Source organism: Bradyrhizobium sp. INPA03-11B (genome assembly GCF_040446015.1).
Taxonomy (GTDB): Bacteria; Pseudomonadota; Alphaproteobacteria; order Rhizobiales; family Xanthobacteraceae; genus Bradyrhizobium; species Bradyrhizobium macuxiense_A.
The window spans coordinates 52,748-75,669 of record NZ_JASGSR010000014.1; the positions used below are offsets into that span (position 1 = coordinate 52,748).

General features: G+C 64.6%; 19 protein-coding genes, 1 tRNA gene and 1 pseudogene. 6 read left to right on the forward strand and 15 right to left on the reverse strand.

Annotation, left to right across the window (positions count from 1 at the left end):
• Positions 1-4 precede the first annotated feature (4 nt).
• Positions 5-433: a hypothetical protein gene (locus tag QMZ05_RS08230; RefSeq protein ID WP_353700346.1), complete on the forward strand. Its 429-nt coding sequence runs from the start codon at positions 5-7 to the stop codon at positions 431-433.
• A 195-nt stretch (positions 434-628) separates the two neighbouring features.
• Entirely contained in the window at positions 629-1,849 is a 1,221-nt protein-coding gene (locus QMZ05_RS08235; RefSeq protein WP_353700347.1) for an ABC transporter substrate-binding protein, read from the forward strand.
• A gap of 136 nt (positions 1,850-1,985) precedes the next feature.
• On the opposite strand, the gene QMZ05_RS08240 is transcribed toward QMZ05_RS08235, so the two are convergent.
• From QMZ05_RS08240 to QMZ05_RS08270, 7 genes are all read right to left on the reverse strand, one after another.
• The gene (locus tag QMZ05_RS08240) at positions 1,986-2,780 is read right to left on the reverse strand and encodes a TonB family protein (protein WP_353700348.1); all 795 of its coding nucleotides are present in this window, start codon (positions 2,778-2,780) and stop codon (positions 1,986-1,988) included.
• A gap of 12 nt (positions 2,781-2,792) precedes the next feature.
• Complete coding sequence (gene exbD / locus QMZ05_RS08245) at positions 2,793-3,257, reverse strand: TonB system transport protein ExbD (protein ID WP_353700349.1); 465 nt, start codon at positions 3,255-3,257, stop codon at positions 2,793-2,795.
• 3 nt (positions 3,258-3,260) lie between these two features.
• The gene (gene exbB, locus QMZ05_RS08250) at positions 3,261-4,328 is read right to left on the reverse strand and encodes a tonB-system energizer ExbB (protein ID WP_353700350.1); all 1,068 of its coding nucleotides are present in this window, start codon (positions 4,326-4,328) and stop codon (positions 3,261-3,263) included.
• A 3-nt stretch (positions 4,329-4,331) separates the two neighbouring features.
• On the reverse strand, positions 4,332-5,021 hold the full coding sequence (locus QMZ05_RS08255) for a Fe2+-dependent dioxygenase (protein ID WP_353700351.1): 690 nt from the start codon (positions 5,019-5,021) through the stop codon (positions 4,332-4,334).
• Positions 5,022-5,041: 20 nt separating this feature from the next.
• A complete protein-coding gene (locus QMZ05_RS08260) occupies positions 5,042-7,594 on the reverse strand; it encodes a TonB-dependent receptor (RefSeq protein ID WP_353700352.1) in 2,553 nt (850 codons plus the stop codon).
• A 215-nt stretch (positions 7,595-7,809) separates the two neighbouring features.
• Complete coding sequence (locus QMZ05_RS08265; protein WP_353700353.1) at positions 7,810-8,049, reverse strand: hypothetical protein; 240 nt, start codon at positions 8,047-8,049, stop codon at positions 7,810-7,812.
• 123 nt (positions 8,050-8,172) lie between these two features.
• Positions 8,173-8,634, reverse strand: coding sequence for a MarR family transcriptional regulator (locus tag QMZ05_RS08270; protein WP_074131887.1), 462 nt, complete (start codon positions 8,632-8,634; stop codon positions 8,173-8,175).
• Between the two features lie 182 nt (positions 8,635-8,816).
• Here QMZ05_RS08270 and QMZ05_RS08275 point away from each other — a divergent pair, with 182 nt between their 5' ends.
• The 3 genes from QMZ05_RS08275 to QMZ05_RS08285 are packed head-to-tail and all read left to right on the forward strand — an operon-like array spanning position 8,817 to position 13,748.
• Positions 8,817-9,989 (forward strand): efflux RND transporter periplasmic adaptor subunit, encoded by a 1,173-nt coding sequence (locus tag QMZ05_RS08275; protein ID WP_353700354.1) that lies wholly within the window; start codon positions 8,817-8,819, stop codon positions 9,987-9,989.
• Complete coding sequence (locus QMZ05_RS08280; RefSeq protein ID WP_353700355.1) at positions 9,986-13,132, forward strand: efflux RND transporter permease subunit; 3,147 nt, start codon at positions 9,986-9,988, stop codon at positions 13,130-13,132. Before QMZ05_RS08275 ends, QMZ05_RS08280 begins: the two co-directional genes overlap by 4 nt.
• A gap of 58 nt (positions 13,133-13,190) precedes the next feature.
• Entirely contained in the window at positions 13,191-13,748 is a 558-nt protein-coding gene (locus QMZ05_RS08285) for an invasion associated locus B family protein (RefSeq protein ID WP_353700356.1), read from the forward strand.
• Between the two features lie 23 nt (positions 13,749-13,771).
• Here QMZ05_RS08285 and QMZ05_RS08290 read toward each other — a convergent pair whose 3' ends face one another.
• From QMZ05_RS08290 to QMZ05_RS08305, 4 genes are all read right to left on the reverse strand, one after another.
• Positions 13,772-14,179 carry a GNAT family N-acetyltransferase gene (locus tag QMZ05_RS08290; protein WP_353700357.1) on the reverse strand — a complete coding sequence of 136 codons (408 nt, stop codon included), beginning with the start codon at positions 14,177-14,179 and terminating at the stop codon, positions 13,772-13,774.
• A 184-nt stretch (positions 14,180-14,363) separates the two neighbouring features.
• Positions 14,364-14,437, reverse strand: a tRNA-Gln gene (locus tag QMZ05_RS08295).
• Between the two features lie 183 nt (positions 14,438-14,620).
• Positions 14,621-14,821, reverse strand: a complete 201-nt coding sequence (locus QMZ05_RS08300) for a hypothetical protein (RefSeq protein WP_353700358.1) — start codon at positions 14,819-14,821, stop codon at positions 14,621-14,623.
• Positions 14,822-15,038: 217 nt separating this feature from the next.
• The gene (locus QMZ05_RS08305) at positions 15,039-17,531 is read right to left on the reverse strand and encodes a penicillin-binding protein 1A (RefSeq protein ID WP_353700359.1); all 2,493 of its coding nucleotides are present in this window, start codon (positions 17,529-17,531) and stop codon (positions 15,039-15,041) included.
• 472 nt (positions 17,532-18,003) lie between these two features.
• Here QMZ05_RS08305 and QMZ05_RS08310 point away from each other — a divergent pair, with 472 nt between their 5' ends.
• Positions 18,004-18,432: a hypothetical protein gene (locus QMZ05_RS08310; RefSeq protein ID WP_244484865.1), complete on the forward strand. Its 429-nt coding sequence runs from the start codon at positions 18,004-18,006 to the stop codon at positions 18,430-18,432.
• Between the two features lie 58 nt (positions 18,433-18,490).
• Here the strand turns inward: QMZ05_RS08310 and ggt are convergent, their stop codons facing one another.
• The 4 genes and pseudogenes from ggt to QMZ05_RS08330 form a co-directional block, all read right to left on the reverse strand.
• On the reverse strand, positions 18,491-20,227 hold the full coding sequence (gene ggt / locus QMZ05_RS08315) for a gamma-glutamyltransferase (protein WP_353700360.1): 1,737 nt from the start codon (positions 20,225-20,227) through the stop codon (positions 18,491-18,493).
• 85 nt (positions 20,228-20,312) lie between these two features.
• Complete coding sequence (locus QMZ05_RS08320) at positions 20,313-21,824, reverse strand: amino acid permease (protein ID WP_353700361.1); 1,512 nt, start codon at positions 21,822-21,824, stop codon at positions 20,313-20,315.
• 134 nt (positions 21,825-21,958) lie between these two features.
• A complete protein-coding gene (locus tag QMZ05_RS08325; RefSeq protein WP_353700362.1) occupies positions 21,959-22,264 on the reverse strand; it encodes a BA14K family protein in 306 nt (101 codons plus the stop codon).
• A 138-nt stretch (positions 22,265-22,402) separates the two neighbouring features.
• Positions 22,403-22,899 (reverse strand): annotated as a pseudogene (locus QMZ05_RS08330) (cytochrome c).
• Between the last annotated feature and the right edge of the window lie 23 nt (positions 22,900-22,922).

Consider the following 22,922-nt stretch of genomic DNA (forward strand, 5'->3'; position numbering starts at 1 on the left):
GGCCATGGTGATCAAAGCTGCCGATATGCTGATTGCACGACGCGCCGACACCCGCGCGCGCGCGGACTTTGCGACCTGGAAGATGATGGCGAAGCTGAACGGCGCTTCCGCTTTGCCGCCCGAGGCGCAGAATTTCCTGGCGATCTACAAGAAGCTCACGGAGCAGATGAGCGACGCCGAGGCCAGCGAGGCGACGATCCAGGAGATGTATCGCACCTACTACGTGGAGATGGGCGGCGCCGGAAAGGCGCCCGAGGTTCCGGCGCGCACGCGCGAACCGGTCGCCGACACCGGCAACGTCACCGCGTTCCGCCGCCTGCCTGCCAAGAAGGCGACCACCGCCGATCCGAACGCCAAGCGTCCGATGCCGGTGGCGCTGATCTTCGCCTGCCTCGTCGTGGTCTACGTCGCGATCCGCTACTACTGGAAATAGCGCCGCCCGCGCTTCATCCCATTCGCCGACTTCATGATCGACGCGCGAACCCGCGGCATCGCGTCGCGCGTTTTCGGTCTCTCAATCGCCGCTGCGTGGAATATCACGCGCGCTCGATCGAAGCGGCGCCCTAGGCGATGCGCCCGATGCCGGGCATAATGCGGAACTCAAAAACAAAATCATACTGGAGGGAAGATGAAGCGTTCCATTGCAGCCCTGGTTGTGACCACGAGCCTCGTATTCGCCGGCACAGCGTCGGCGCAGACGATGGACAAGGTCGCCAAGGTCGGCGCCCTCGGCGATCAGTCCGGTCTCTATCAGGATATCGGCGGTCCCGGCTCGACGGTGGCGGCGCAGATGGCGATCGAGGATTCCGGGCTGCTGGCCAAGGGCTGGAAGATCGACCTGATCTCGGCCGATCACCAGAACAAGCCCGATGTCGCGGTCAACATCGGCAAGCAGTGGATCGATGTCGAGAAGGTCGACGTGTTCGTCGATCTTGCGGCCTCCAATGTCGGCCTTGCGATCGCCAACCTCGCCAAGGAGAAGAACGTCGTCAATTTGAACTCGGGCTCCGCCTCGTCCGACCTCACCGGCGCACAGTGCTCGCCGAACACGGTGCACTGGGTCTACGACACCTACATGCTCGCCAACGGCACCGGCAAGGCGCTGGTGAAGTCCGGCGGCGACACCTGGTTCTTCCTCACCGCGGATTATGCGTTCGGCCAGGCACTGGAGCGCGACACCTCGAACGTCGTCACCGCGAATGGCGGCAAGGTGCTCGGCAGCGTCAAGCATCCGCTCAACAATGCGGACTTCTCGTCCTTCCTGCTGCAGGCACAAAGCTCGAAGGCCAAGATCGTCGGCCTTGCCAATGCCGGGGGCGACACCACCAACGCGATCAAGCAGGCTGCCGAATTCGGCATCGTCTCGGGCGGTCAGCGGCTCGCGGGCATGCTGCTGTTCATCACCGACATCAACGCGCTCGGCCTCAACGTCGCACAGGGGTTGAACTTCACCGAGACATTCTACTGGGACATGAACGACCAGACCCGCGCCTTCACCAAGCGCTTCATGGAGCGCTTCAAGAAGAACCCGCCGACCATGGTGCAGGCCGGCGTCTATTCGTCGCTGATCCACTATTTCAAAGCGCTGGAAGCGCTCGGCGGCAATCCGCATGACGGCCGCGCCGTGGTCGCCAAGATGAAGGAGTTGCCGACCGACGATCCGCTGTTCGGCAAAGGCTCGATCCGCGTCGACGGCCGCAAGATCCACCCCGCTTATTTGTTCGAGGTGAAGAAGCCGTCAGAGTCGAAATATCCGTGGGACTATTACAAGCTGGTCGCGACGATCCCGGCTGACGAAGCCTGGCTGCCACTCGAGAAGAGCGTCTGCCCGCTGGTGAAGAAGAGCTGACGTCCCGCCATTCCGGGCTCGCGAAGCGAGAGCCCAGAATCCATTGGGCGACGCACGTCAATGGTGAAATGGATTCCGGGCTCGCGACTTCGTCGCGCCCTCAGATGCGCAATTGCGCATCGGGGAATGACGGCGACTACATCTTCGGCTTGTTGAACGTGACGGGAAGCGTGAAGGAGAACTGGTCCTCGGTCAGCCCCGCCGGCGGCGCCGGCACCGGATCGGAACGGTGGACCATCGAGACCGCCGCGTCGTCGAACGCGGCATCCCCGGACGTTTCCATCACCGCGACGGACAAGACCTTGCCGAGACGATTGAGCACCAGGGCAAGCTTCACCTTGCCCTCCTTGGTCTTGGTGTTCTCCGGGAATTTCTTGTGCAGGTCGAGATAGGCGCTGATCTTCTTGCCCCATTTGGCCGTCAGCGCGAACTTGTCCTTGCCGATCCCAGGATTGGGCGCCTTCGTCGTCTCCGACTGACGCGCATCCTCCAGCTTGGTTGGCGCGGCCGCTTCCGAGGCCTGCTGCGCTTCCTGCGCGTTGGTCTCGACCTTGGCGACCTTGGCCTCCTCCTCCTTCTGCTTCTTGGCGGTGTCCTCCGTCACGATGCGATCGGGGTCGTCGGCCTCGACAGGCTTTTCCTGAGGCAGGTCGGTGTCCTTCACCTCTGCCTTCTGCTGCGCCATCTCCTGCACGGCCTGCTGCTCGTCGGCCGGTGCACCCGGCGGTGCGGCTTCTTCAGGCACATCCGGAGAGGCAAGCTCGACGGCAAACTCCGCGCCGGCAGCGCCAAGCCCCTCGTCGCCGTCGTCGCCGCGCAAATTCGTCAGCGCCAGCGCCGCGCCGCCCAGATGCAGCCCGACCGCCGTCACCGCGGCGATCACCCAGAGCCGCTTCGACGCACGCAGATCGAGATCGGGGTTGGTGGACATCGCGGTTCGCCGTCAGGGTTTGGCCGGCTCGGCCGGCGCCGCTCCAGGCGCGCCCGGCACGCCCTCGAGCGTGACCAGCTTCACATGCGTGTAGCCGCCGGCGCGCAACAGCTCCATGACGCCCATCAGTTCGCCATAAGGCACCATGCGATCGGCGCGCAGGAACACGTATTTGTCCCGGCTCATGTCGGGCACCGCATCCAGCGAATTGATCAGCTCCGCCCGCTTCACCGCGTTCTCCCCGATCGCCAGCGTCAGGTCCGGCTTGATGCTGAGATAGGTCGGCTTGTCCGGCTTCTTCTGCGGCGTCGCGCTGGAGGTCGGCAGATCGATCGGCAGGTCGACGGTCGAGAGCGGCGCCGCCACCATGAAGATGATCAGCAGCACCAGCATGACGTCGATGAACGGCGTGACGTTGATCTCGTGGGATTCCGCGAAATCGTCGTCGCCGTCGTTCTCGGAGATCGAGACTGCCATCGCCTACTCCGCCGCGGCAGCGCGCCCATGCGCACTGCGCGGAACCTCGCCGGGAATGCTGCCATGGGTGCGATCGAGATCGCGCGACAGCAGCCGTCCCGCGGCGCCCGAGGCGCGGTTGACGAGCTCGAGATACACCTTCGTGACGCGCGAGAAATGGTTGTAGATGATCACGGCAGGGATCGCCGCGACGAGGCCGATCGCGGTGGCGAGCAGCGCTTCCGCGATACCCGGCGCCACCACGGCAAGGTTCGTCGTCTGCGACTTCGAAATGCCGATGAAGCTGTTCATGATGCCCCACACGGTGCCGAACAGGCCGACGAACGGCGACGTTGCGCCGATGGTCGCGAGCAGGCCCATGCCGATGCGGATCTTGCGGGCTTCGGCGCGCACGATCTCGGCAAAGCTCGACGCCGCACGCTCCTTGATGCCGGCATCGCTGGAGATGCCAGCCGACAGACGCCCTTCGCGCATCGCGGCGCCGATGAACGACGACAGCACGGTGCCCTTGGCGCCCAGCGCGAACTGCGCTTCCGCCAGCGACCGCGATTCAGCGATCTTGGCGAGCGCTCCGCGCAGCTTGCTTTGCGCGACGGTCAGCTCGACCATCTTGGCGATGAACACGGTCCAGGTCACGAGCGACGCGAAGGCGAGACCGAGCATCACCGCCTTCACGATGATGTCGGCGTTCAAGAACATGTTCCACGGCGACAATTCGTGCAGGCCGGTCGCGGTCGACTTCAGGGCCTTGCCGTCGCCGCTCGCGGGCGCGGCCGGCGACGCATCGAGGGCAGCCGGTGCCGGAGCCGCGGCGGCCGGTGCCGGCGCCACCTGTGCCTGCGGCGCGGCGGGCGCCGGCTGGACCACCGGCGCGGCCTGGGCAGCCGCAGGCTGGGCCGTTGCAGGCTGGGCCGCCTGCGGTTGCGCCACGGGTGCGGTCTGAGGCCGGGTCACGGGCGCGGGCTGCGCGACAGGCGCCGTTTGCTGCTGCGCCGAAGACGGAGCGGCCAGCATCAGCATCGCCAGCGAGGCGATCATGGCGGATGCAGCGGGGAACTTGAATGTCATCATCAGTTACACTTCAGCCCAGTGACGGATCAGGTTGTGATAAATCCCGGTCAATTTGACCGTTTCAGGGTCATCGCGCCCCAGCCGCTCCACCAGAGCCTGGATCGCGGTATCGAGATCAAAGATCAGGCTGCGCGCGTGGGCATCCCGTACCATGCTCTGCAGCCAGAAAAAAGATGCTACCCGCACGCCCCGCGTGACCGGCGTGACCAGATGCAAGCTGGAAGCAGGATAAACCACGAGATCACCCGCCGGCAGCTTGATTTCATGCGATCCGTAGAGGTCCTCGATGACCAGCTCGCCGCCATCATAGTCTTCCGGCTCCGATAAAAACAGCGTGACCGACAGGTCGGTGCGGATCCGCAGGCCCGTCAGCCTGTCCCCCCGCACCGCATTGTCGACATGCAGGCCGAAATGGTGCCCGTCGCTTGCGGCGTAGCGATTGAACAAGGGTGGAAATATCTGAAACGGGATCGCCGCCGAGATGAAGCGCGGGCTTGCCGACAGCGCCGACAGGATCCGGTTGCCGAGCTGCCGCGCGACCTCGCTGTCGGGCGGCAGCTGCTCGTTGCGCTTGACCATCGCGGAAGCAGCACCGGCGGTCGAGCGGCCGTCTTCCCAATCGCTGGCGTCCATGATGCGGCGGAAGTCCGCCACATCAGCCCTGCTCAATACGTTGGGAATACAGACCAGCATCTTGTGCCGCGAGGCCTCCGTCAGTAACGCGCAGACACAACCAGATACGCAGCGCGCCCCGGTGCCTCGAGCACGAATGGCGCAGCGCTCTGGTACAGCGCGTCGTAGTAGCGCTTGTCGAAGATGTTGTTGACGAACAGCTTCATGGTCCAGTGCTTGTCGATCTTTGCCTCGGCGAAGGCGTCGAAGCGCCAGTAGCTCGGAATCGAGGTGCCCTGGTTGGCGGCAAGGAAGGTGCCGCCATAGACCTTGGAGCGATACACCGCCTGCCCGCCAAGCTCCCACATGTCGGTGAGCTGATACTTCGTCAGCATGCTGAACGACTGATGCGCCACGTTGGAGAGCGGCAGGCCAACATTCGTGGTGTACAGAGTCGTGTTCGCTGGCGGAATGTTCGATTTGGTCACTTCCGACTGCATTAACACCAGACCGCCGAACATGCTCCACTTGTCGGTGAGCTTGCCACCCACTCCGAGATCGATGCCGCGGATGCGATAGGCCGCGCCGGCGCTTATGCAGGAGACGGTTCCAGTCGTGCCGGCCGGATAGGGACATGCTGCGGTTGCGGTCGCCGCGGTGACGTTCATGGATTCGCGCGCGTTCTCCTTCTCGGTCTGGAACAGCGCAGCAGTCACCAGCAAATGGCGGTCGAACAACTCCCACTTGGTGCCGACTTCAATCGCCTTGTTCTTCTCCGGCCCGAAGATCTGGCTTGGATTGCCGTTGAGGACCGGCGCGAGGCCACCATACTGAATGCTCGAACCGTCAAATTCCGCGCCGACCGGGTTGGATGACGTGGCATAGGCGGCATAGACGCTCCCGTTCGGCAACGGCTTGAGCGTCAGGCCAAGGTTGAAGTTCGGCATGCCGTAGTCTTGCTGCTGCTGACCGAAAACGTTGGCGACACCATTGACCGTACCATAGCCACTGGTCTTGATGTTGTAATCGTCATAGCGGACGCCGCCGTTGAGGATCACGAGATCGTTGTAGTTGGCGCTATCCATGACATAGACACTCTTGGTGTCGATGGTGAGTTTGGTTGGCAGCCCGGACAGTCCCGACGGAATCGGGAACGGAATGTTGGTGTATTGCGGATTGAACACGCTGACGCCAGAGAGCGATCCGCCGCCGCTGAACCCGCCAGGCAGCGCTTCCGAGTTCAGACCAAGATACTTGTCGATCGATGACCTTTCGTTGTCATACTCGAATCCGGCAAGCGCTGTGTGCTTGAAGCCGGCGCCGTCGTTGAATTTGTAGGTCGCTTCGGTCTGGTTGGCGAACACGTCGGTGACCTGGTAACGGCTCTGCGGATTCGCGGTCAATGTCGAGGCCGAGAGCGGATTGGTCAGCACCGGCGATTCCGGCAGCGTGCCGATGTAGTTCTGGGTCGAGCGCGATTCCCGGATCTTGTTGCTGATCACGAGGTCCGGCGTGATCTGCACCTCGGCGTTGATCGTGCCGATGTCCTGCCCGGTCCTGAAGAAGTCGCGGTTGACGAAGCCGTAGAAATTGTTGCGGTTGACGCCGAAATCCGGGAACGGGCCGCCGGCCGTGCTCGCGGTGCTCGGCCGGTAGTACGGCACGCCGAAATCCGGGATGCCGGTGAGCTCGGTATGGATATAGTTGCCGGTGATCTTCACCGCATCGACCGGCTTCCACGTTCCGGCGACGAATGCGCCATCGCGATTGTCGGTGACATAGCTGCGGCCGGCGACGCCGGCATCCTGGAACAGGCCGCCGGCGCGGATCGCCAGCGTCGGGCTGATCACCTGGTTGACATCGAGCGTCACCCGCTTGGTGCGATCGGTGCCGAACGAGGTGTCCATGTTGTAGAAGCTGTTCTCGGTCGTCGCCTGCTTGGTGACGATGTTGATCGCGCCGCCCGTGGTGCCGCGGCCGGCAAAGGACGAGCCCGGGCCGCGCAGGATCTCGACCTGCTCGGTGAAGAAGTTCTCGCGGACGCTGACGCCGGCATCGCGCACGCCGTCGATGAAGATGTCGTTGCGGGCGTCGAAGCCGCGGATGAAGAAGCGGTCGCCGAACGCGTTGCCGCCCTCGCCCGTGCCGAGCGTCACGCCGGCCGTCGACAGGATCGCCGACTTCAGCGAGGTCGCGTTCTTGTCCTCGAGCACGTCCTTGGTCAGCACCGTGACCGACTTCGGCGTGTTCAGGATCGGCTCGGGATACTTCCCGGATGCCTGCAGACGGTCGCCCTTGTACGGCGCGGCCGGATCCGCATAGCGATCGCGGTCGGCGGGAAGACCGCCGGCATTGGGAAACGGCACCGGCGCCTGCTGGGCCTGCTGATTGCTGCGGCGCGCGGCGCGGCGCAGCGCGTTGCGGGCGCGGACCTGGTCCGACGTCGGCTTGGAGGAGACGGGCCGCGGGCGCGCGACCGGGGCATCGACATTCACCGGCGGCAGGTTGGTCTGCTGCGCTTCGGCCCCCGAGAACGACGCCACCGCGATCAGGCTCGCGACTGCGGAGACCTTCGACGCGGAATAACCCGTATCATCAGCCGAACCGATCGCCGCTTCAAAGCGCAGCGATCTCGGCGCCTTCACATTGCTCATTGTCTTGCACGCCCCCAGAAAGCAAATTCGTCGCGAAATCACGTGCGACGAACTGTCTCCTCCGGTTATCGAGCGTGACCTTTTTTATCAATGCGATCAGCGCCACAGTTTGCTTGAATCGCCCCAGTTCAAAGGGATTCTAATCTGCGGTTTGAAATCGTTCTAAGCTCAAGTTTTTAAGCGTTCTAATAGCGGTTCTAAACTGTAGCCGACAATCACTCGGCGCTTGGCGGCTTCATCAGCGAAAACAGCTCGTCGATGGTCCGCTGCGCGACCTGCCGCACACGGTCGCTGTTCTCGAGGCCGGCGATATTGACGCCGTCGACGACCGCTTTGACCTCGTCGCGGAAGTCGGTGAGAAAGCGCAGCGGATCACGCTGCTCGTTGGCGACGCGCGCGATCAATCCGGTGACCAGGATCTGGCAAGCCATCATTCGCCCGTTCAACTCATCCATCGCTACCCTCATCCTCTCGCACCGTCGCTGCGCGATATGAACGACATCCCGCGGCGTTTCAACCGCGTCGCGCGAACCGCAACCTGGGGACCGAGCGCAGGACTGCGCGCGACGCGACGCGCGCTATTTCGCGGCGATGTGCTCGGCGTCCTCGCCGAGCGCCTTGATGCGATCCTTGACCTCGCGAAGCGTGGCGAGGCCACTCTCGACATGTTTGTCTGATACGTCGCGCAGCACGTCGCCGGCGATCGCATCGCGCAGACTGTCGAGATCGTCGACGAGGCGGCGCCCGGTCCTGGTCAGGAATAGACGATTGGCGCGGCGATCCCTGGGGTCGGGACGGCGTTCGAGCAGGCCATGCTCGACAAGGCGGTCAAGCAGCCGCACCAGCGAGATCGGCTGCAATTCGAGTACGTCGGCAAGGTCGACCTGGGACAGTCCTTCCTGCTCGCGCAGGCGGAAGAGCACGATCCATTGCGCGCGCGTGGTGCCTCGCGCCTTGGCGCGATGATCGATATAATTGCGCAGCAGCCTGGAACTCTCGACAAGCTGCGCAATGAACTGGCGTTTGAGGTCGAGCGACATAGGGGTCCTCGGTGCGTTTCCCAGCCGGAATGTTTCTGCTCGTTTCTGGCCTAAACCTTTCCAAATGTTTAGGATTCTCAAGCCTTGGTGTGTTTACACATTAAGTGCACGCATATTATATCCGCAAGCTCTGTGAACCGTTGCGATCGGCCTTTATTGTTACGTCGAACCCAAGAGTCCGCATGTCAAAGTCACGCACCATCGGTTGGGTTTTAGTGATCGCTGCGGTTGGCGCGGCCGGATATTTCGGCTGGCAAAAATATTCCGACAACAAGCTGGCGGCCGAGGCCGCGCAGAAGCGTGCCGCCCAGCAGCGCCCGGCCGTTCCGGTCAAGATCTCGCCGGTCGAGAAGGCCGACTTCCCGGTCTACCTGACCGGTCTCGGCACGGTGCAGGCGTTCAACACCGTCCAGGTCCGCACCCGGGTCGACGGCCAGATCACCAAGATCGCCTTCAAGGAAGGCCAATTCGTCAAGGCGGGCGACACGCTGATTGAGATCGATCCGCGGCCCTATCAGGCAACGCTCGACCAGGCCAAGGCCAAGAAGGCTCAGGACGAGGCCAACCTCGCCAACGCCAATCTCGACCTGCAGCGCTACACCAAGCTCGGCGAGTTCGCGACGCGCCAACAGCTCGACACCCAGCGCTCCACCGTGGCTCAGCTCACGGCGCAGATCACGGCCGACGACGCTGCCATCTTCAACGCGCAGACCCAAGTCGACTACACCACCGTGAAGTCGCCGATCGACGGCATCGTCGGCTTGCGACTGGTCGATATCGGCAACATCGTCAACGCCTCGGCCCAGACCGGCATCGTGACGATCACCCAGATCGAGCCGATCACCGTGATCTTCACCGCGCCGGAAGACCAGCTGCCCGATATCAAGGCGGCATTGGCCGTGGCGCCGCCCAAGACCATTGCCCTGACCACCGACGGCAAGCGGGTGCTGTCGACTGGAACCCTGGCGCTGATCAACAATCAGGTCGATACCACAAGCGGGACTGTCCGGCTGAAGGCGGTGTTTGATAACAAGGACCATGCGCTGTGGCCGGGCCAGTCGGTCTCGACCCGGCTCCTGGTCCGGACATTGAAGGATGCCACCGTCGTGCCGGATGACGCGGTGCAGCATGGCACCGAAGGCCTGTACGCGTATTCAGTCAATCAGGAGAACAAGGCCGAGCTCCGCAAGCTCAAGGTCAGCCAGTCGATCGACGGCAAGTCGGTGATCGAAGAAGGCCTGTCGCCGGGACAGCAGGTGATCACCGCGGGCCAGTACAAGGTCTCGCCGGGAACCCTGGTGACGACGGCGGTGGCGAGCTCGGACCAGTCCCAGTCGAAGGTTACGCAGGAATGAGCGACGGAATATCCGCACCATTCATTCGCTTCCCCATCGGCACCTCGCTGCTGATGGCCGGCATCCTGTTTGTCGGCCTCGTCGCCTACCCCCTGCTTCCGGTGGCGCCGCTGCCGCAAGTCGACTTCCCGACCATCCAGATCACCGCGTCGCTGCCGGGCGGCAGCCCGGAGACGATGGCGAGTTCGGTCGCCCAGCCGCTGGAGCGCCAGTTCGCGCAAATCCCCGGCATCGCGCAGATGACCTCGACGAGCTATCTCGGCACGGCATCGGTCACGATCCAGTTCGACCTCAACCGCTCGATCGACGGCGCCGCCAACGACGTGCAGGCCGCCATCAACGCCGCCAGCGGCCAGTTGCCGAAGAACCTTCCCTCGCCGCCGACCTATCGCAAGGTCAATCCGGCGGACGCGCCGATCATGCTGCTGTCGGCCACCTCGGACACGCTGCCGCTGACGACGGTCAGCGATTCCGTCGACGCCCAGCTTGCCCAGCAGATCAGCCAGATCTCCGGCGTCGCGCAGGTCATCATCGGCGGCCAGCAGAAGCCGTCGGTCCGCGTCCAGATCGACCCGGCCAAGCTGGTCGCGAAAGGCCTGTCGCTGGAGGATGTCCGCGCCGCCATCAACATCGCAACCGTCGACAGCCCGAAGGGCAACATCGACGGCGCCACCCGCGCCTACACCATCTATGCCAACGACCAGTTGCTCACGGCGGAGCCCTGGAACAACGTCATCATCGCGTACCGCAACGGTGGACCGCTCCGGATCCGCGACATCGGCCAGGCCGTGACCGGGCCGGAAGACGCCAAGCAGGCCGCCTGGGCCAACGGCAAGCGCGGCGTGTTCCTCGTCATCTTCAAGCAGCCCGGCGCCAACGTCATCGACACCGTCGACAAGATCAAGGCGGCGCTGCCGCGGCTGGTCGCGGCCATTCCGCCGGCGGTCAAGATCGAGGTCATCTCTGACCGCACCACCACGATCCGCGCCGCGGTGGAGGACGTCCAGTTCACCCTGCTGTTGACCATCTTCCTGGTCGTGATGGTGATCTTCGCCTTCCTGCGCAGCTTCTGGGCCACCGTCATCCCTGCCGTGACGGTGCCGCTGGCGTTGCTGGGCGCCTGCGCGCTGATGTGGATCTTCGGCTACACGCTCGACAATCTGTCGCTGATGGCGCTGACGATCGCGGTCGGCTTCGTGGTCGACGACGCCATCGTGATGCTCGAGAACATCAGCCGCTATATCGAGGACGGCGAGCGGCCGATGGCGGCCGCCTTCAAGGGTTCCAAGGAAATCGGCTTCACCATCGTCTCGATCAGCATCTCGCTGGTCGCGGTGCTGATCCCGCTGCTGCTGATGGGCGGCATCATCGGCCGCCTGTTCCGCGAATTCGCGGTAGTGCTGGCGATGACCATCTTCGTCTCGATGTTCGTGTCGCTGACGCTGACCCCGATGATGGCCTCGCGCTTCCTGCGCGCCCACAATGAGGAGCGGCACGGCCGTCTCTACAAGCTCAGCGAGCGCGGCTTCGACGCGATGCTGCGTGGCTATGAAACCGTGCTCGACCTTGCACTGCGCTGGAAGTTCACGACGCTGATGATCTTCTTCGCAACGCTCGCGCTGTCGATCTACATGTTCGTCATCATCCCGAAAGGCTTCTTCCCCCAGCAGGACGTCGGCCTGATCACCGCGACTTCGGAGGCCAACCAGGACATTTCCTTCGCTGAAATGAAGGGCAAGCAGGAGCAGCTCAGCAAGATCGTCATGCAGGATCCTGGCGTGGCGACGGTGGCGATGGCGATCGGCGGCAGCGGCCGGGCCGGCAACAACGGCAACATGTTCATCACGCTGAAGCCGCTGAACGAGCGCGATGCCAACGCGCAGCAGATCATCGCCCGGCTGCGGCCGAAGCTGGAGAAGGTGCTCGGTGCCCGGCTGTTCATGCAGGCCGCGCAGGACGTCCGCCTCGGCGGCCGCCCGACCCGTACCCAGTTCGAGTTCACGCTGCAGGATGCCAACCTTGCCGAGCTGAACGAATGGGCGCCGAAGATCCTCGGTAAGATGCAGACGCTGCCGCAACTGCGCGACGTCGCCACCGACCAGCAGACCAACGGCACCACGGTGGAGCTGAAGATCAACCGCGACACCGCCTCGCGTTATGGCATCCAGCCGCAGCTGATCGACGACACACTCTATGACGCGTTCGGCCAGCGCCAGGTGACGCAGTACTTCACCCAGCTCAACAGCTACCACGTCATCCTCGAGGTGCTGCCTGAGCTGCAGGGCTCGATCGACACGCTGAACAACATCTACATCAAGTCGCCGCTGACCGGCGAACAGGTGCCGCTGTCGACCTTTGCGAAATGGACCACCGTGCCGGTGCGGCCGCTGTCGATCAGCCACCAGGGCCAGTTCCCGGCGATCACCATCTCGTTCAACCTGGCGCAGGGTGTCGCGCTAGGTCAGGCGACGGAAGCGGTGCAGAAGGCCATGGTCGACCTCGGCGCACCGCCGACCCTGAGCTCGAGCTTCCAGGGCACCGCGCAGGCGTTCCAGCAGTCGCTGTCAAGCGTGCCGCTGCTGATCCTGGCGGCGCTCGTGGTCGTCTACCTGATCCTGGGTATTCTCTACGAGAGCTACATCCACCCGATCACCATTCTGTCGACGCTGCCCTCGGCCGGCGTCGGCGCGCTGGCGATCCTGATGGCCGCGGGCTTCGACTTCTCGCTGATCGCGCTGATCGGCATCATCCTCCTGATCGGCATCGTGAAGAAGAACGGCATCATGATGGTCGACTTCGCGATCGCCGCCGAGCGCGATCAGCACATGGAGCCGGTGGCGGCAATCCGTCAGGCTGCCCTGCTCCGCTTCCGCCCGATCATGATGACGACGATGGCCGCCATGCTTGGCGGCGTGCCGCTGATGCTCGGGACCGGCACCGGCTCCGAAATCCGCCAGCCGCTCGGCTATGCCATGGTCGGCGGCCTGATCGTCAGCCAGGCGCTGACGCTGTTCACGACGCCGGTGGTTTATCTCTATCTCGATCGGCTCTCCAACGCGTTTGCGAACTGGGGCCGCTCGCCGCGCGCCGACCACGACGCCGACGGTGGCGAGGACCGATCGGTCAAGCAGGCCGCCGAGTGACTTGACTTTTGCCGCCATACCGGCACATCCGAAAGATGTTCATTGCGGAGCCGGTATCGTGAAGATTGTCGTAAAGTCGCTTTTCGTCCTGTTCACCGTGTTCGGCGCGGCCGGCCTTGGCCACGCCCAGACGCCCAAGGGCAAGACTGCGCCCGCACCGGTTCCGGCAGCTGCTCCCGCCGCGCTCCAAGGTGATGCATCCGGCAACAATACCGGCTGGGTCGCGCGCTGCACCAGCGCGAGCCGCGACGCGTCGCTCGAATGTGCCATGGAGCAGACCGCCGTTCTCACCAAGACCGGCCAGCTCATCGTGCTGGTCAACATCCGCGTTCCCGGCGACACCCGCACGCCGGTTGCGCTGATCCAGCTTCCGCTCGGCCTGAACCTGCCCGTCGGCGCCAAGCTGCAGGTCGACGAAGGCAAGGCCGTCGACGTGCCGATCCAGACCTGCGAGGCGCGCGGCTGCTACATCAACGCGCCGATCGCGCCCGATGTCCTGACCCAGCTGAAATCGGGCAAGCAGCTCAAGGTGTCGTTCCAGAATCTCGGCAAGGAAACCATCAGCATCCCGATGCCGCTCGGCGACTTCGCGACGGTGTACGACAAGATCAAGTAGCGCGGCAAAGATCGCCGCCTGCGCTATCGCTCGCGCTTGTAGAGAAACGCGTTGTCGGGTTGCGGCATGCCGATCGCCTTGTAGAAGCTCATCGAGTCCGGCGCCGACAGCAACAGGCACATCGATTCAGGTCCGGCGTGGCGCCGCGTTTCCGCGATCAGGCGCTTGCCGATGCCGTGCCCCTGATACGCCCGATCGACGGCAAGGTCCGACAGATAGCAGCAATAGGCGAAATCGGTCAGCGCGCGCGAGACGCCGACGAGCCGGTGCGCCTTGCGCGCCGTCACGATTAGGTTGGCATTGGCGATCATGCGCGCCATCCGCTCGGTATCCGCTAGCGGCCGCCGTTCGCCGAGCCCCGACTGGCGCAGCACCTCGATGAACTCATCGACGCCGATCGACGCTTCGCGGGCATAAACAATCTCGTCCATCAGCTTAAACCTCTGTCGCAACCGGCCGCACCAGGCGCGCGAGACCATGGTGGAATACGCCGCACTAATCCACCCTGGATGCCGTGATGGCAGATGCCGTGTCGCGGCCGGCCCGCCGTCGCCTGCAGACAGCAACGAACAATCATCAGGATTTCAGAGAATGATCGGAGCCATTGAGGCAGATTGGCTGGGGAACCTGGATTCGAACCAAGACAAACAGAGTCAGAGTCTGTTGTGCTACCGTTACACCATTCCCCAAGAATTACCCGTGGTATCAACAGCTTAGCTGGATGACTGGACATCTCGGTGCAGCGGGTTCGCCTGCCAAATCAGCACCCGCGCGAGAGCGACCTTCTACCCGCTTGGTCCCACGCTTGGCAAGCATTGATGGCGATGGACGGGCGCGAAAGTTGCCGGCCGATCAGCGGTCGGCCAAAGGTGTTACATTTCGGCGAGTACTCCAAGGAGCAGCTCAGGATGGGCTGCAAGCAGGGCTCCAAGGCCAAATCCGACGGTGCCGAGCGCGATGGCACCAATCCAGCCGTGCCACCCCCATCCAAGGACCGCGCCCATCAGGGTTGCCGCGCCAACCACGATAACGGTCCAAATCACCCGAACTACAGCAACCAGCGCCTTGATCATTGCGATTCACGGCCTAACACGCGCCCGACGCCTTCGACGCAACGTGAACGCCGCGTTTCCTGCTTCTCCGAGGGCTCAATTTTGAGTCGGCGCCGCGAGCGGCACGTTCAACTTCGGCGGCGTGACGCGCCCTGACAAAGCGCCGCACCGCCGTGTTGCCACGGCGGTGCAAGAGACTGAACAGATGGCAATTGGCGGAGTCCCTGCCGGCCGGGCGTCAGTACAGCCCGCCCGTCCCTGACCGCATCACGGCGCGATCCGCATCCGGCGGGATTGCCTGCTGGGTCCCGTCGATCACGTCGGTGCCGGCGACCAGCGTCGGATCATAGTACGGCGGCGCCTGGCCCGGCTTGAAGGCTTCCAGCACCACGCCCTTCTGGCCAGGCGCGGCGCGCAGGCCGGTCTTGGCATCGACCAAGACCAGCCGGATGCCGACCGGCTGCTTGAACGGGGTGGCGGGCTTGTCGGCGAGCGCGAGCTTCAGGAAGTCGCGCGCGATCGGCGCAGCGGTATGGCCGGCCTGCGCGTTGCGGCCGAGCGAGCGCGGCTTGTCGTAGCCGACATAGAGACCGACCACGAGGTCCGGCGAGAAGCCGACGAACCAGAGGTCCTTGGCCTCGTTCGAGGTGCCGGTCTTGCCGGCGAGCGGCTTGCCGACGTCCTTCAGCGCGGTGCCGGTACCGGCCTGAATCACGCCTTCCATCAGCGAGGTGATCTGGTAGGCGGTCATCGCGTCGAGCACGCGTTCGCGGCGGTCGACGAGCTGCGGCTCGGGCTGGTTCTTCCAGCCTTCCGGCGCGTCGCAGCCGCGGCATTCGCGCTGGTCGTGCCTGAAGATGGTGTGGCCGTAGCGGTCCTGGATGCGGTCGATCAGGGTCGGCTTCACACGGACGCCGCCATTGGCGATCATCGAATAGGCCGTGGCCATCCGCATCACCGTGGTCTCGCCGGCGCCGAGCGAATAGGCGAGATAGTTCGGCAGCTCGTCATAGACACCATAGCGCTTGGCGTATTCGCTGATCAGCGGCATGCCGATCTCCTGCGCGAGCCGCACCGTCACCGTGTTGCGCGACAGCCGCAGCGCGTTACGCAGGGTCATCGGCCCCATATACTTGCCGGCATCGAAGTTTTCCGGGCGCCAGATGTTGCCCTGCCCCTGATCGATCTCGATCGGCGCGTCCATCAGCACGCTCGACCCGGTGTAGCCGTTGTCGAGCGCCGTCGAATAGACGATCGGCTTGAAGGTCGAGCCGGGCTGCCGGTAGGCCTGCGTCGCGCGGTTGAACTGGCTCTGGTCGAACGAGAATCCGCCGACCATCGCGAGCACACGGCCGGTGTGCGGATCCATTGCCACCATCGCGCCCGACAGTTCGGGAACCTGGCGCAGCCGGTACTGGCCTTCGACGGCCTTGCCGTCCTTGGTGAACAGCGGATCGGCGTAGATCACGTCGCCGGGCTGCAGCACCTGCGCCACCGATGTCGGCGTCTTGCCCTTGTACGGGCCGGACAGCGCCCGCGCCCATCGCACGCCTTCCAGTGTGACGATGCCGGTCTCGCGCTGCTTGCTGATGGCGCCGCCGAGCTCGCGGCCGGGCTGGAAGCCGATCCGCGCCGACTGGTCGTTGCTCTCCAGCACCACCGCCATCCGCCATGGCGAGATGTCCGAGAGCGACTTGATCTCGGCGAGCGGAACGCCCCAGTCACTGGTGAGATCGAGCTTCTGGATCGCGCCGCGATAGCCCTGCTGCTCGTCATAGTTCACGAGCCCTGCCACCATGCTCTTGCGCGCCATCACCTGGATCTTGGGATCCAGCGTGGTGCGCACCGACAGGCCGCCCTCGTAGAGCTTCTTCTCGCCATAGCGCTCGAAGATGTCGCGGCGGACTTCTTCGGAGAAATATTCGCCGGCGAAGGTGTGCGCGCCGTTGCTGCGGTTGGTGACGGTCAGCGGGTCCTTGCGCGCCTTGTCGGCGTCGGCAGCGGTGATCCAGCCGTTCTCCTGCAGGCGGTCGATCACATAGTTGCGGCGCTCGACCGCGCGCGCATGGTTGCGCACCGGATGCAGGCTGGCCGGCATTTTCGGCAGCGCCGCCAGGTAGGCCGCTTCGGCAACGGTCAGTTCATTGACGGACTTGTCGAAATAAACCAGCGACGCCGCCGCGATGCCGTAGGCGCCGAGGCCGAGATAGATTTCGTTGAGATAGAGCTCGAGGATCTTGTCCTTGGAATAGGCCCGCTCGATTCGCATCGCCAGCAGGGCTTCCTTGATCTTGCGGGTGAACGACACCTCGTTGGTCAGAAGGAAGTTCTTGGCGACCTGCTGGGTGATCGTGGAAGCACCCTGCGGACGGCGGTTGGACCCGAAGTTCTGGATGTAGGCCACGCCGGCGCGCGCCATGCCGGTGTAGTCGACGCCACCGTGCTCGTAGAAATTCTTGTCCTCGGCCGCGAGGAACGCGTTGATCACGAGCTTCGGTACGGCCTGGATCGGCAGATAGAGCCGCCGCTCCTTGGCGAACTCGCCCAGCAGCGATCCATCCGCCGCGTGCACGCGGGTCATCACCGGCGGCTCGTAGTTCTGGAGCTGCGAATAGTCGGGCAGGTCCTTGGAGAAATGCCAGAACAGCCCTGCGACCGCGGCCAGACCGGCCAGGAACAGGATGGTTCCTGCGGTGAACAGGAACCCGAAGAACCGCAACAGAAATTTCATCGACCAGATTTTCCGTGGCGAATACGTCGCTCGTTCTGAGTGCGCTGCGTGCCACTTAGGCGGCCCGGTATATCGGTCGCACCATGGACCTGCAATTCAACACTGGAGAATTAAACCGCATCAGACGTCAAACTTATGCCATAGAGCCCGGGTCGCGCGCGCAGCCAAATCAGCTGTCCCGCCCCCGGGGATGCTCCGCAGAACTGCGCCGGCCTTCCAGCCTCCGTCCCTCGATTCGCCCGCGTACGCGCCGAGCGTGCCTCGGCCTGCAATCGCGGCGCTTGCGCGGTGAGCCCGCCGCGAAAGAAAAGCGCGGGTCCAGCCCACCGCTTCCACTACCCGGCTGCCGTTACGGAGACTGCGGCATCAGAAACCGGTGGACAGTGCCGGCTGGCCCATCCGATTAACGACCCATTAACTATAACTACCCCAAGTTGTTGGGATACACGCGACTCGCGAGGGGCTGACTTGCATGGCACTGCGCGGATTTAAACGGCCGTTTGCCGTCGACCCGAATATCGTCGGATTTCCGAAACCACCCACATCGGCGATGGGCACCGAGGCCTTGGACCTCGTCTATCAGGCGGCGGATCTGTTCCGCAGCATCGAGGACAGGGCCCGCGCCGGCGAGGCCCGCGCCGAGGCCGCCGAACAGGCGCAGCTCGAAATCATCGCCGCCACCGAGCGTAAGCTGAGGGACGCCTCCCGGGCACTCGAGGAGGCCAGGCGGCGCATCGAGTCGCAGCAGGAGCAGCTCGATGCCGCCGAATTCCGCGCCCAGGCCGCCGAAGCCGAGGCACGCGAAGCCAGGCAATCGCTGGCCCTGATCGAGGATGCGATCCGCCGTCGCTTGCTGCTGACCGGCGGGCACGACGACGGCAGATCGAGCGCCGTCGCCTGAGGCGAGATCGACCGGGCGGCGAGCCGTGCCCGGCCGCCGCGCGATCGCACAACGACAATCAGTAGCCGGCCGCCAGCCCCGAATTGCGGCGCGGATCATTCGCGCCGTAGAAGCGGTTGTTGCCGACCGGCTCGCCGCCCAGCGATGGCGCGCCGACGACGATCACCGCGAGGTGGTTGGCCGGCTGCGGCGGGCCGAATTTGTGGCCCATGCCTTCCAGCATTTTCCGCGTATCCGGCGACAGCGTGTAATCCTCGAGATTGGTGGCCTCCGGAAGCCACTGTTGGTGGAAACGCGGCATGTCCACGGCCTCCTGCGCATTCATGCCGTAGTCGATGGCGTTGATCATCGTCAGCAGCACGGCCGTGATGATGCGGCTGCCGCCGGGCGTGCCCACCACCATGACCGGCTTGCCGTCCCTGGTGACGATGGTCGGGCTCATCGAGGACAGCGGGCGCTTGCCCGGGACGATCGAATTGGCCTCGCCCTGCACCAGGCCGTACAGATTCGGCACGCCGATCTTGGCGGTGAAGTCGTCCATCTCGTCGTTCAGGAGCACGCCGGTCTTGGCCGCGGTCACCTTGGCGCCGAACCAATCGTTGAGCGTGTAGGTGACCGACACCGCGTTGCCGTCCTTGTCGGCGATCGAGTAATGCGTGGTGTTGCTGCCCTCGTGCGGCGGAACGCCGGGCTTGATATCCTTGGACACGCCGGCTTTGGCCGGGTCGATCGCGGCGCGAACCTTGGCGGCGTAATTCTTGTCGAGCAGGCGCTCGAGCGGGTTCTTCACGAAGTCCGGGTCGCCAAGATAGCTGTTGCGATCGACATAGGCGTGGCGCATCGCCTCGATCTGGTAGTGCACCGCCTGCGCTGAGTGGTAGCCGAGCTCCTTCAGCGGATAGCCCTCGAGGATGTTCAGCACCTCGCAGATGACAACGCCACCCGAGCTTGGCGGCGGCGCCGAGACCACGTGATAGCCGCGATAGTCGCATTCGACCGGCGCGAGCTCACGGACTTTGTAATTGTCGAGGTCCTCCTGGGTGAGCAGGCCCTTGCCGGCCTGGCTCGAGGCGACGATGGCCGCCCCCACCCACCCCTTGTAGAAACCATCGGTGCCGCGCTTGCTGATCTCGCGCAGCGTCTCGGCGAGTTCGTGCTGCGTCAGCCGCTCGCCGACCTGGAACGGCTTGCCGTTGTTGAGGAAGATCGCGGCCGAGGCCGGATCGTCCTGAAAATCCTTGGTCGCGGTCTGGAACATGCTGATGTCGCCCTGGTCCAGCAGGAAGCCGTCCTCGGCGAGTTGCAGCGCCGGCGCGATCACGTCCGCGCGCTTCATCGTGCCGTACTTCTCACGCGCATATTCCATGCCGGCCACCGAGCCCGGCACGCCGACGGCGAGGTGCCCCTTGGTCGACAGGCCGTCGATGACTTTGCCGTCCTTGTCGAGATACATGTTGGCGGTGGCACCCTTCGGTGCAGTTTCGCGGAAATCGAGGAAGGTCTTGCGGCCGTCGGCAAGCTGGATGGTCATGAACCCGCCGCCACCGAGATTGCCGGCGGCGGGATAGACCACCGCAAGCGCGTAACCGACGGCAACCGCCGCGTCGATTGCGTTGCCGCCGCGCTTCAACACCTCGATGCCGACCTGCGTCGCGAGATGCTGCGCGGAGACCACCATGCCGCTCTCGGCGGCGACCGGTGCAACCGATGCGGCGCGCGCGGGAGCAGCCGTCGCGATGCCGATCGAAACTATCGCGGCGACGACCCACCGCGCGCGCACCGTTGAATTTTGCATGGAGGCCTCCCGGGACTTACGCCGACTATCGCGGCTTTATAATGCGATCTTAACGCGCAAACCTAGCAGGCCGCTCGCGCGCGCACTATAGGCCCGCGCGGCCTTCACCGCCCGCCCGCAGCCGGCTGTGGCGTCTGCCATAAGCCGCATAGATCACCAGCCCGATCACGAGCCACACCGCCAGCCTGATCCAGGTGTCGAGCGGCAGGCCGAACATCAGGAACAGCGAGGTTCCGGCGGCAGCCGGGGCCACCAGCCAGATTGCCGGAGCCTTGAACGGGCGCAGCAACTCCGGATCGCGGATGCGCAGCACCAGCGTTCCGATCGAGACCACGGTGAATGCGAACAGCGTGCCGATCGAGACGAGTTCGCCGACCAGTCCGATCGGCAGCAGGCCGCCGAGAATGGCGGCGACGGTGCCGGCGAAGATGGTCGAGACATAGGGGGTCTGGAAGCGCGGATGGATCTTTGCGGCAAGGCCCGGCAGCAGCCCGTCATGCGCCATGGCGCGGAAGATCCGCGGCTGCGCCAGCAGCATGATGAGGATCACCGACGTCAGCCCGAACAGGATGCCGAGCTTGATGAAGGGACCGAGCCAGCCGATGCCAACCGCATCGATGCCGACGGCGATCGGATCCGGCACGCTGAGCTTGTCGTACGGCACGATGCCGGTCAGCACGAAACCGACGGCGACATAGAGCGCGGCGCAGATCACGAGCGAGCCGAGAATGCCGATCGGCATGTCGCGTTCCGGCGTCTTCGCCTCCTGCGCCGCGGTCGAGATCGCGTCGAAGCCGATATAGGCGAAGAACACCACCGCCGCGCCGCGGACCACGCCGGACCAGCCGAATGCACCTGGACCGGCATTCGGCGGGATCAGCGCCCCCTCCGGATTGCCCGCCGTCACCCAGTTCGCCAGCGAGACCGAGGAGGCCGCGGCGGCGAGAAACAATGCAATGACGACGAGCTTCACCACGACGACGAAGCCGGTGAAGCGCGCGGACTCGCGAATGCCGACCACGAGCAGCGTGGTGACGAAAGCGATGATCGCCATCGCCGGGATGTTGATGACCGCGCCGGTCGCCGACCAGGCCCCGGTGTTGACGTCGTAGGCGAGCGGCGCCGAGGTGAATTGCTGCGGCAGGTTGATGCCGAAATCGCGCATGAAGCTGACGAAATAACCGGACCATCCGACCGAGACCGCGATCGCACCGACCGCGTATTCGAGGATCAGGTCCCAGCCGATGATCCAGGCGATCAATTCGCCGAGCGTGGCATAGGCGTAAGTATAGGCGCTGCCGCAGATCGGCACCGTCGATGCCATCTCGGCGTAACACAGGCCGGCAAAGGCGCAGGCGACGGCGCCAAGCATGAAGGAGAGCGTGACAGCGGGGCCGGCATTGGCGGCGGCCGCGTGCCCTGTCAGCACGAAGATGCCGGCACCGATGATGCCGCCGATGCCGAGCGTGACCAGTTGCAACGCCGAGAGCGAGCGTTTGAAGATCGGCGTCTCCGCGTCGCCGTCGGCCCGCGCCGCTTCGCGCAACAGCTCGGAGGTCGATTTTCGATCCCAGAAGCCGGCCAGGATGTCGGTCACGCCAAGAGCCCTCCGCCGCTCGGGCCCTGCGGGACCCGCCACGATCGGCGAACTATAACGCGCTCGACGCGCGGGCGTTCGCACGCCGCGCGATAGCCGGAGCCCTTATCCACCGCCAAGCGGCGTGGCGGGCCCTACTGGCAGGGATGGCGACGGCCGTCGCGGCCAAGGAAAGTGCCGGACGCCGGATCGAACGAGCGGTAGCGAGCGCAGGACGAGGACGGCGCCGGCGGCATGGCGCCGTAGGCGTTCTCCGGGTTGCCGCTACGTTGCCCCGCCGCCTGAGCCTCACCCCATGGCGTCAGGGCGCCGCCGTTGATTGCGCTGCGCCCGGGATTTTGCGCGTCAAACAGCGCCGGCTCCGAAATCTGGGCAACGACCGGAGTAAACGTCATTCCTGCAAGCACTACGGCGGCTGCAACCGCCCTCAATCCGGACATACGACCACTCCTGTCGATCAATAGAAACCTGTCGAAGGCCGGCCGAGCCGCCCCCAAAACCATATGGTGGCGGCGCCTCCCCGGGCACAGGACCCACTGCGTCACGATGCTGCGAGCCGACCGGTCGTGGCTCGCTACTCAGTGATTATGCACGTCGGGCCGCGGCTCGGAGACGAACCCGTCGCGGTTCAGCATCTTGACGGCGGCGAGCGACTTGGCGTCGAGCACGGCATTGGCCGGGACGACGCCGTTGAGGCTGAGGAGTAGGCAGACACCGCGTAGACGTCCTCATTGCTCAGCGATTGCGGCGCGTTCTGTGGCATCGCGCGGCGGATGTAATCGAACAGGGTCGGGGCATAGGGCCAGTAGCTGCCGACGGTGCGGATTGGTTTCGGGCTGGCCAGCGTGCCCTGTCCGCCGACCAGACGGTCGCCGACGCCGCCCTGCCCGTTGTCGCCGTGGCATGCCGCACATTGCTCGGCGAACACGGTGCGACCGCGCTCGACGCTGCCGCTGCCCGGCGGGAGGTTGGAGCCATCGCGGCCGATATCGATGTTCCAGCCCGCGATCCCGGCAGGCGTTGCCGGACGCCCGATGCCATAGCGATCGCCGGCCTGCGCAGCAGCGGCAAGCATCGCGATCGCACCCACGACGAACG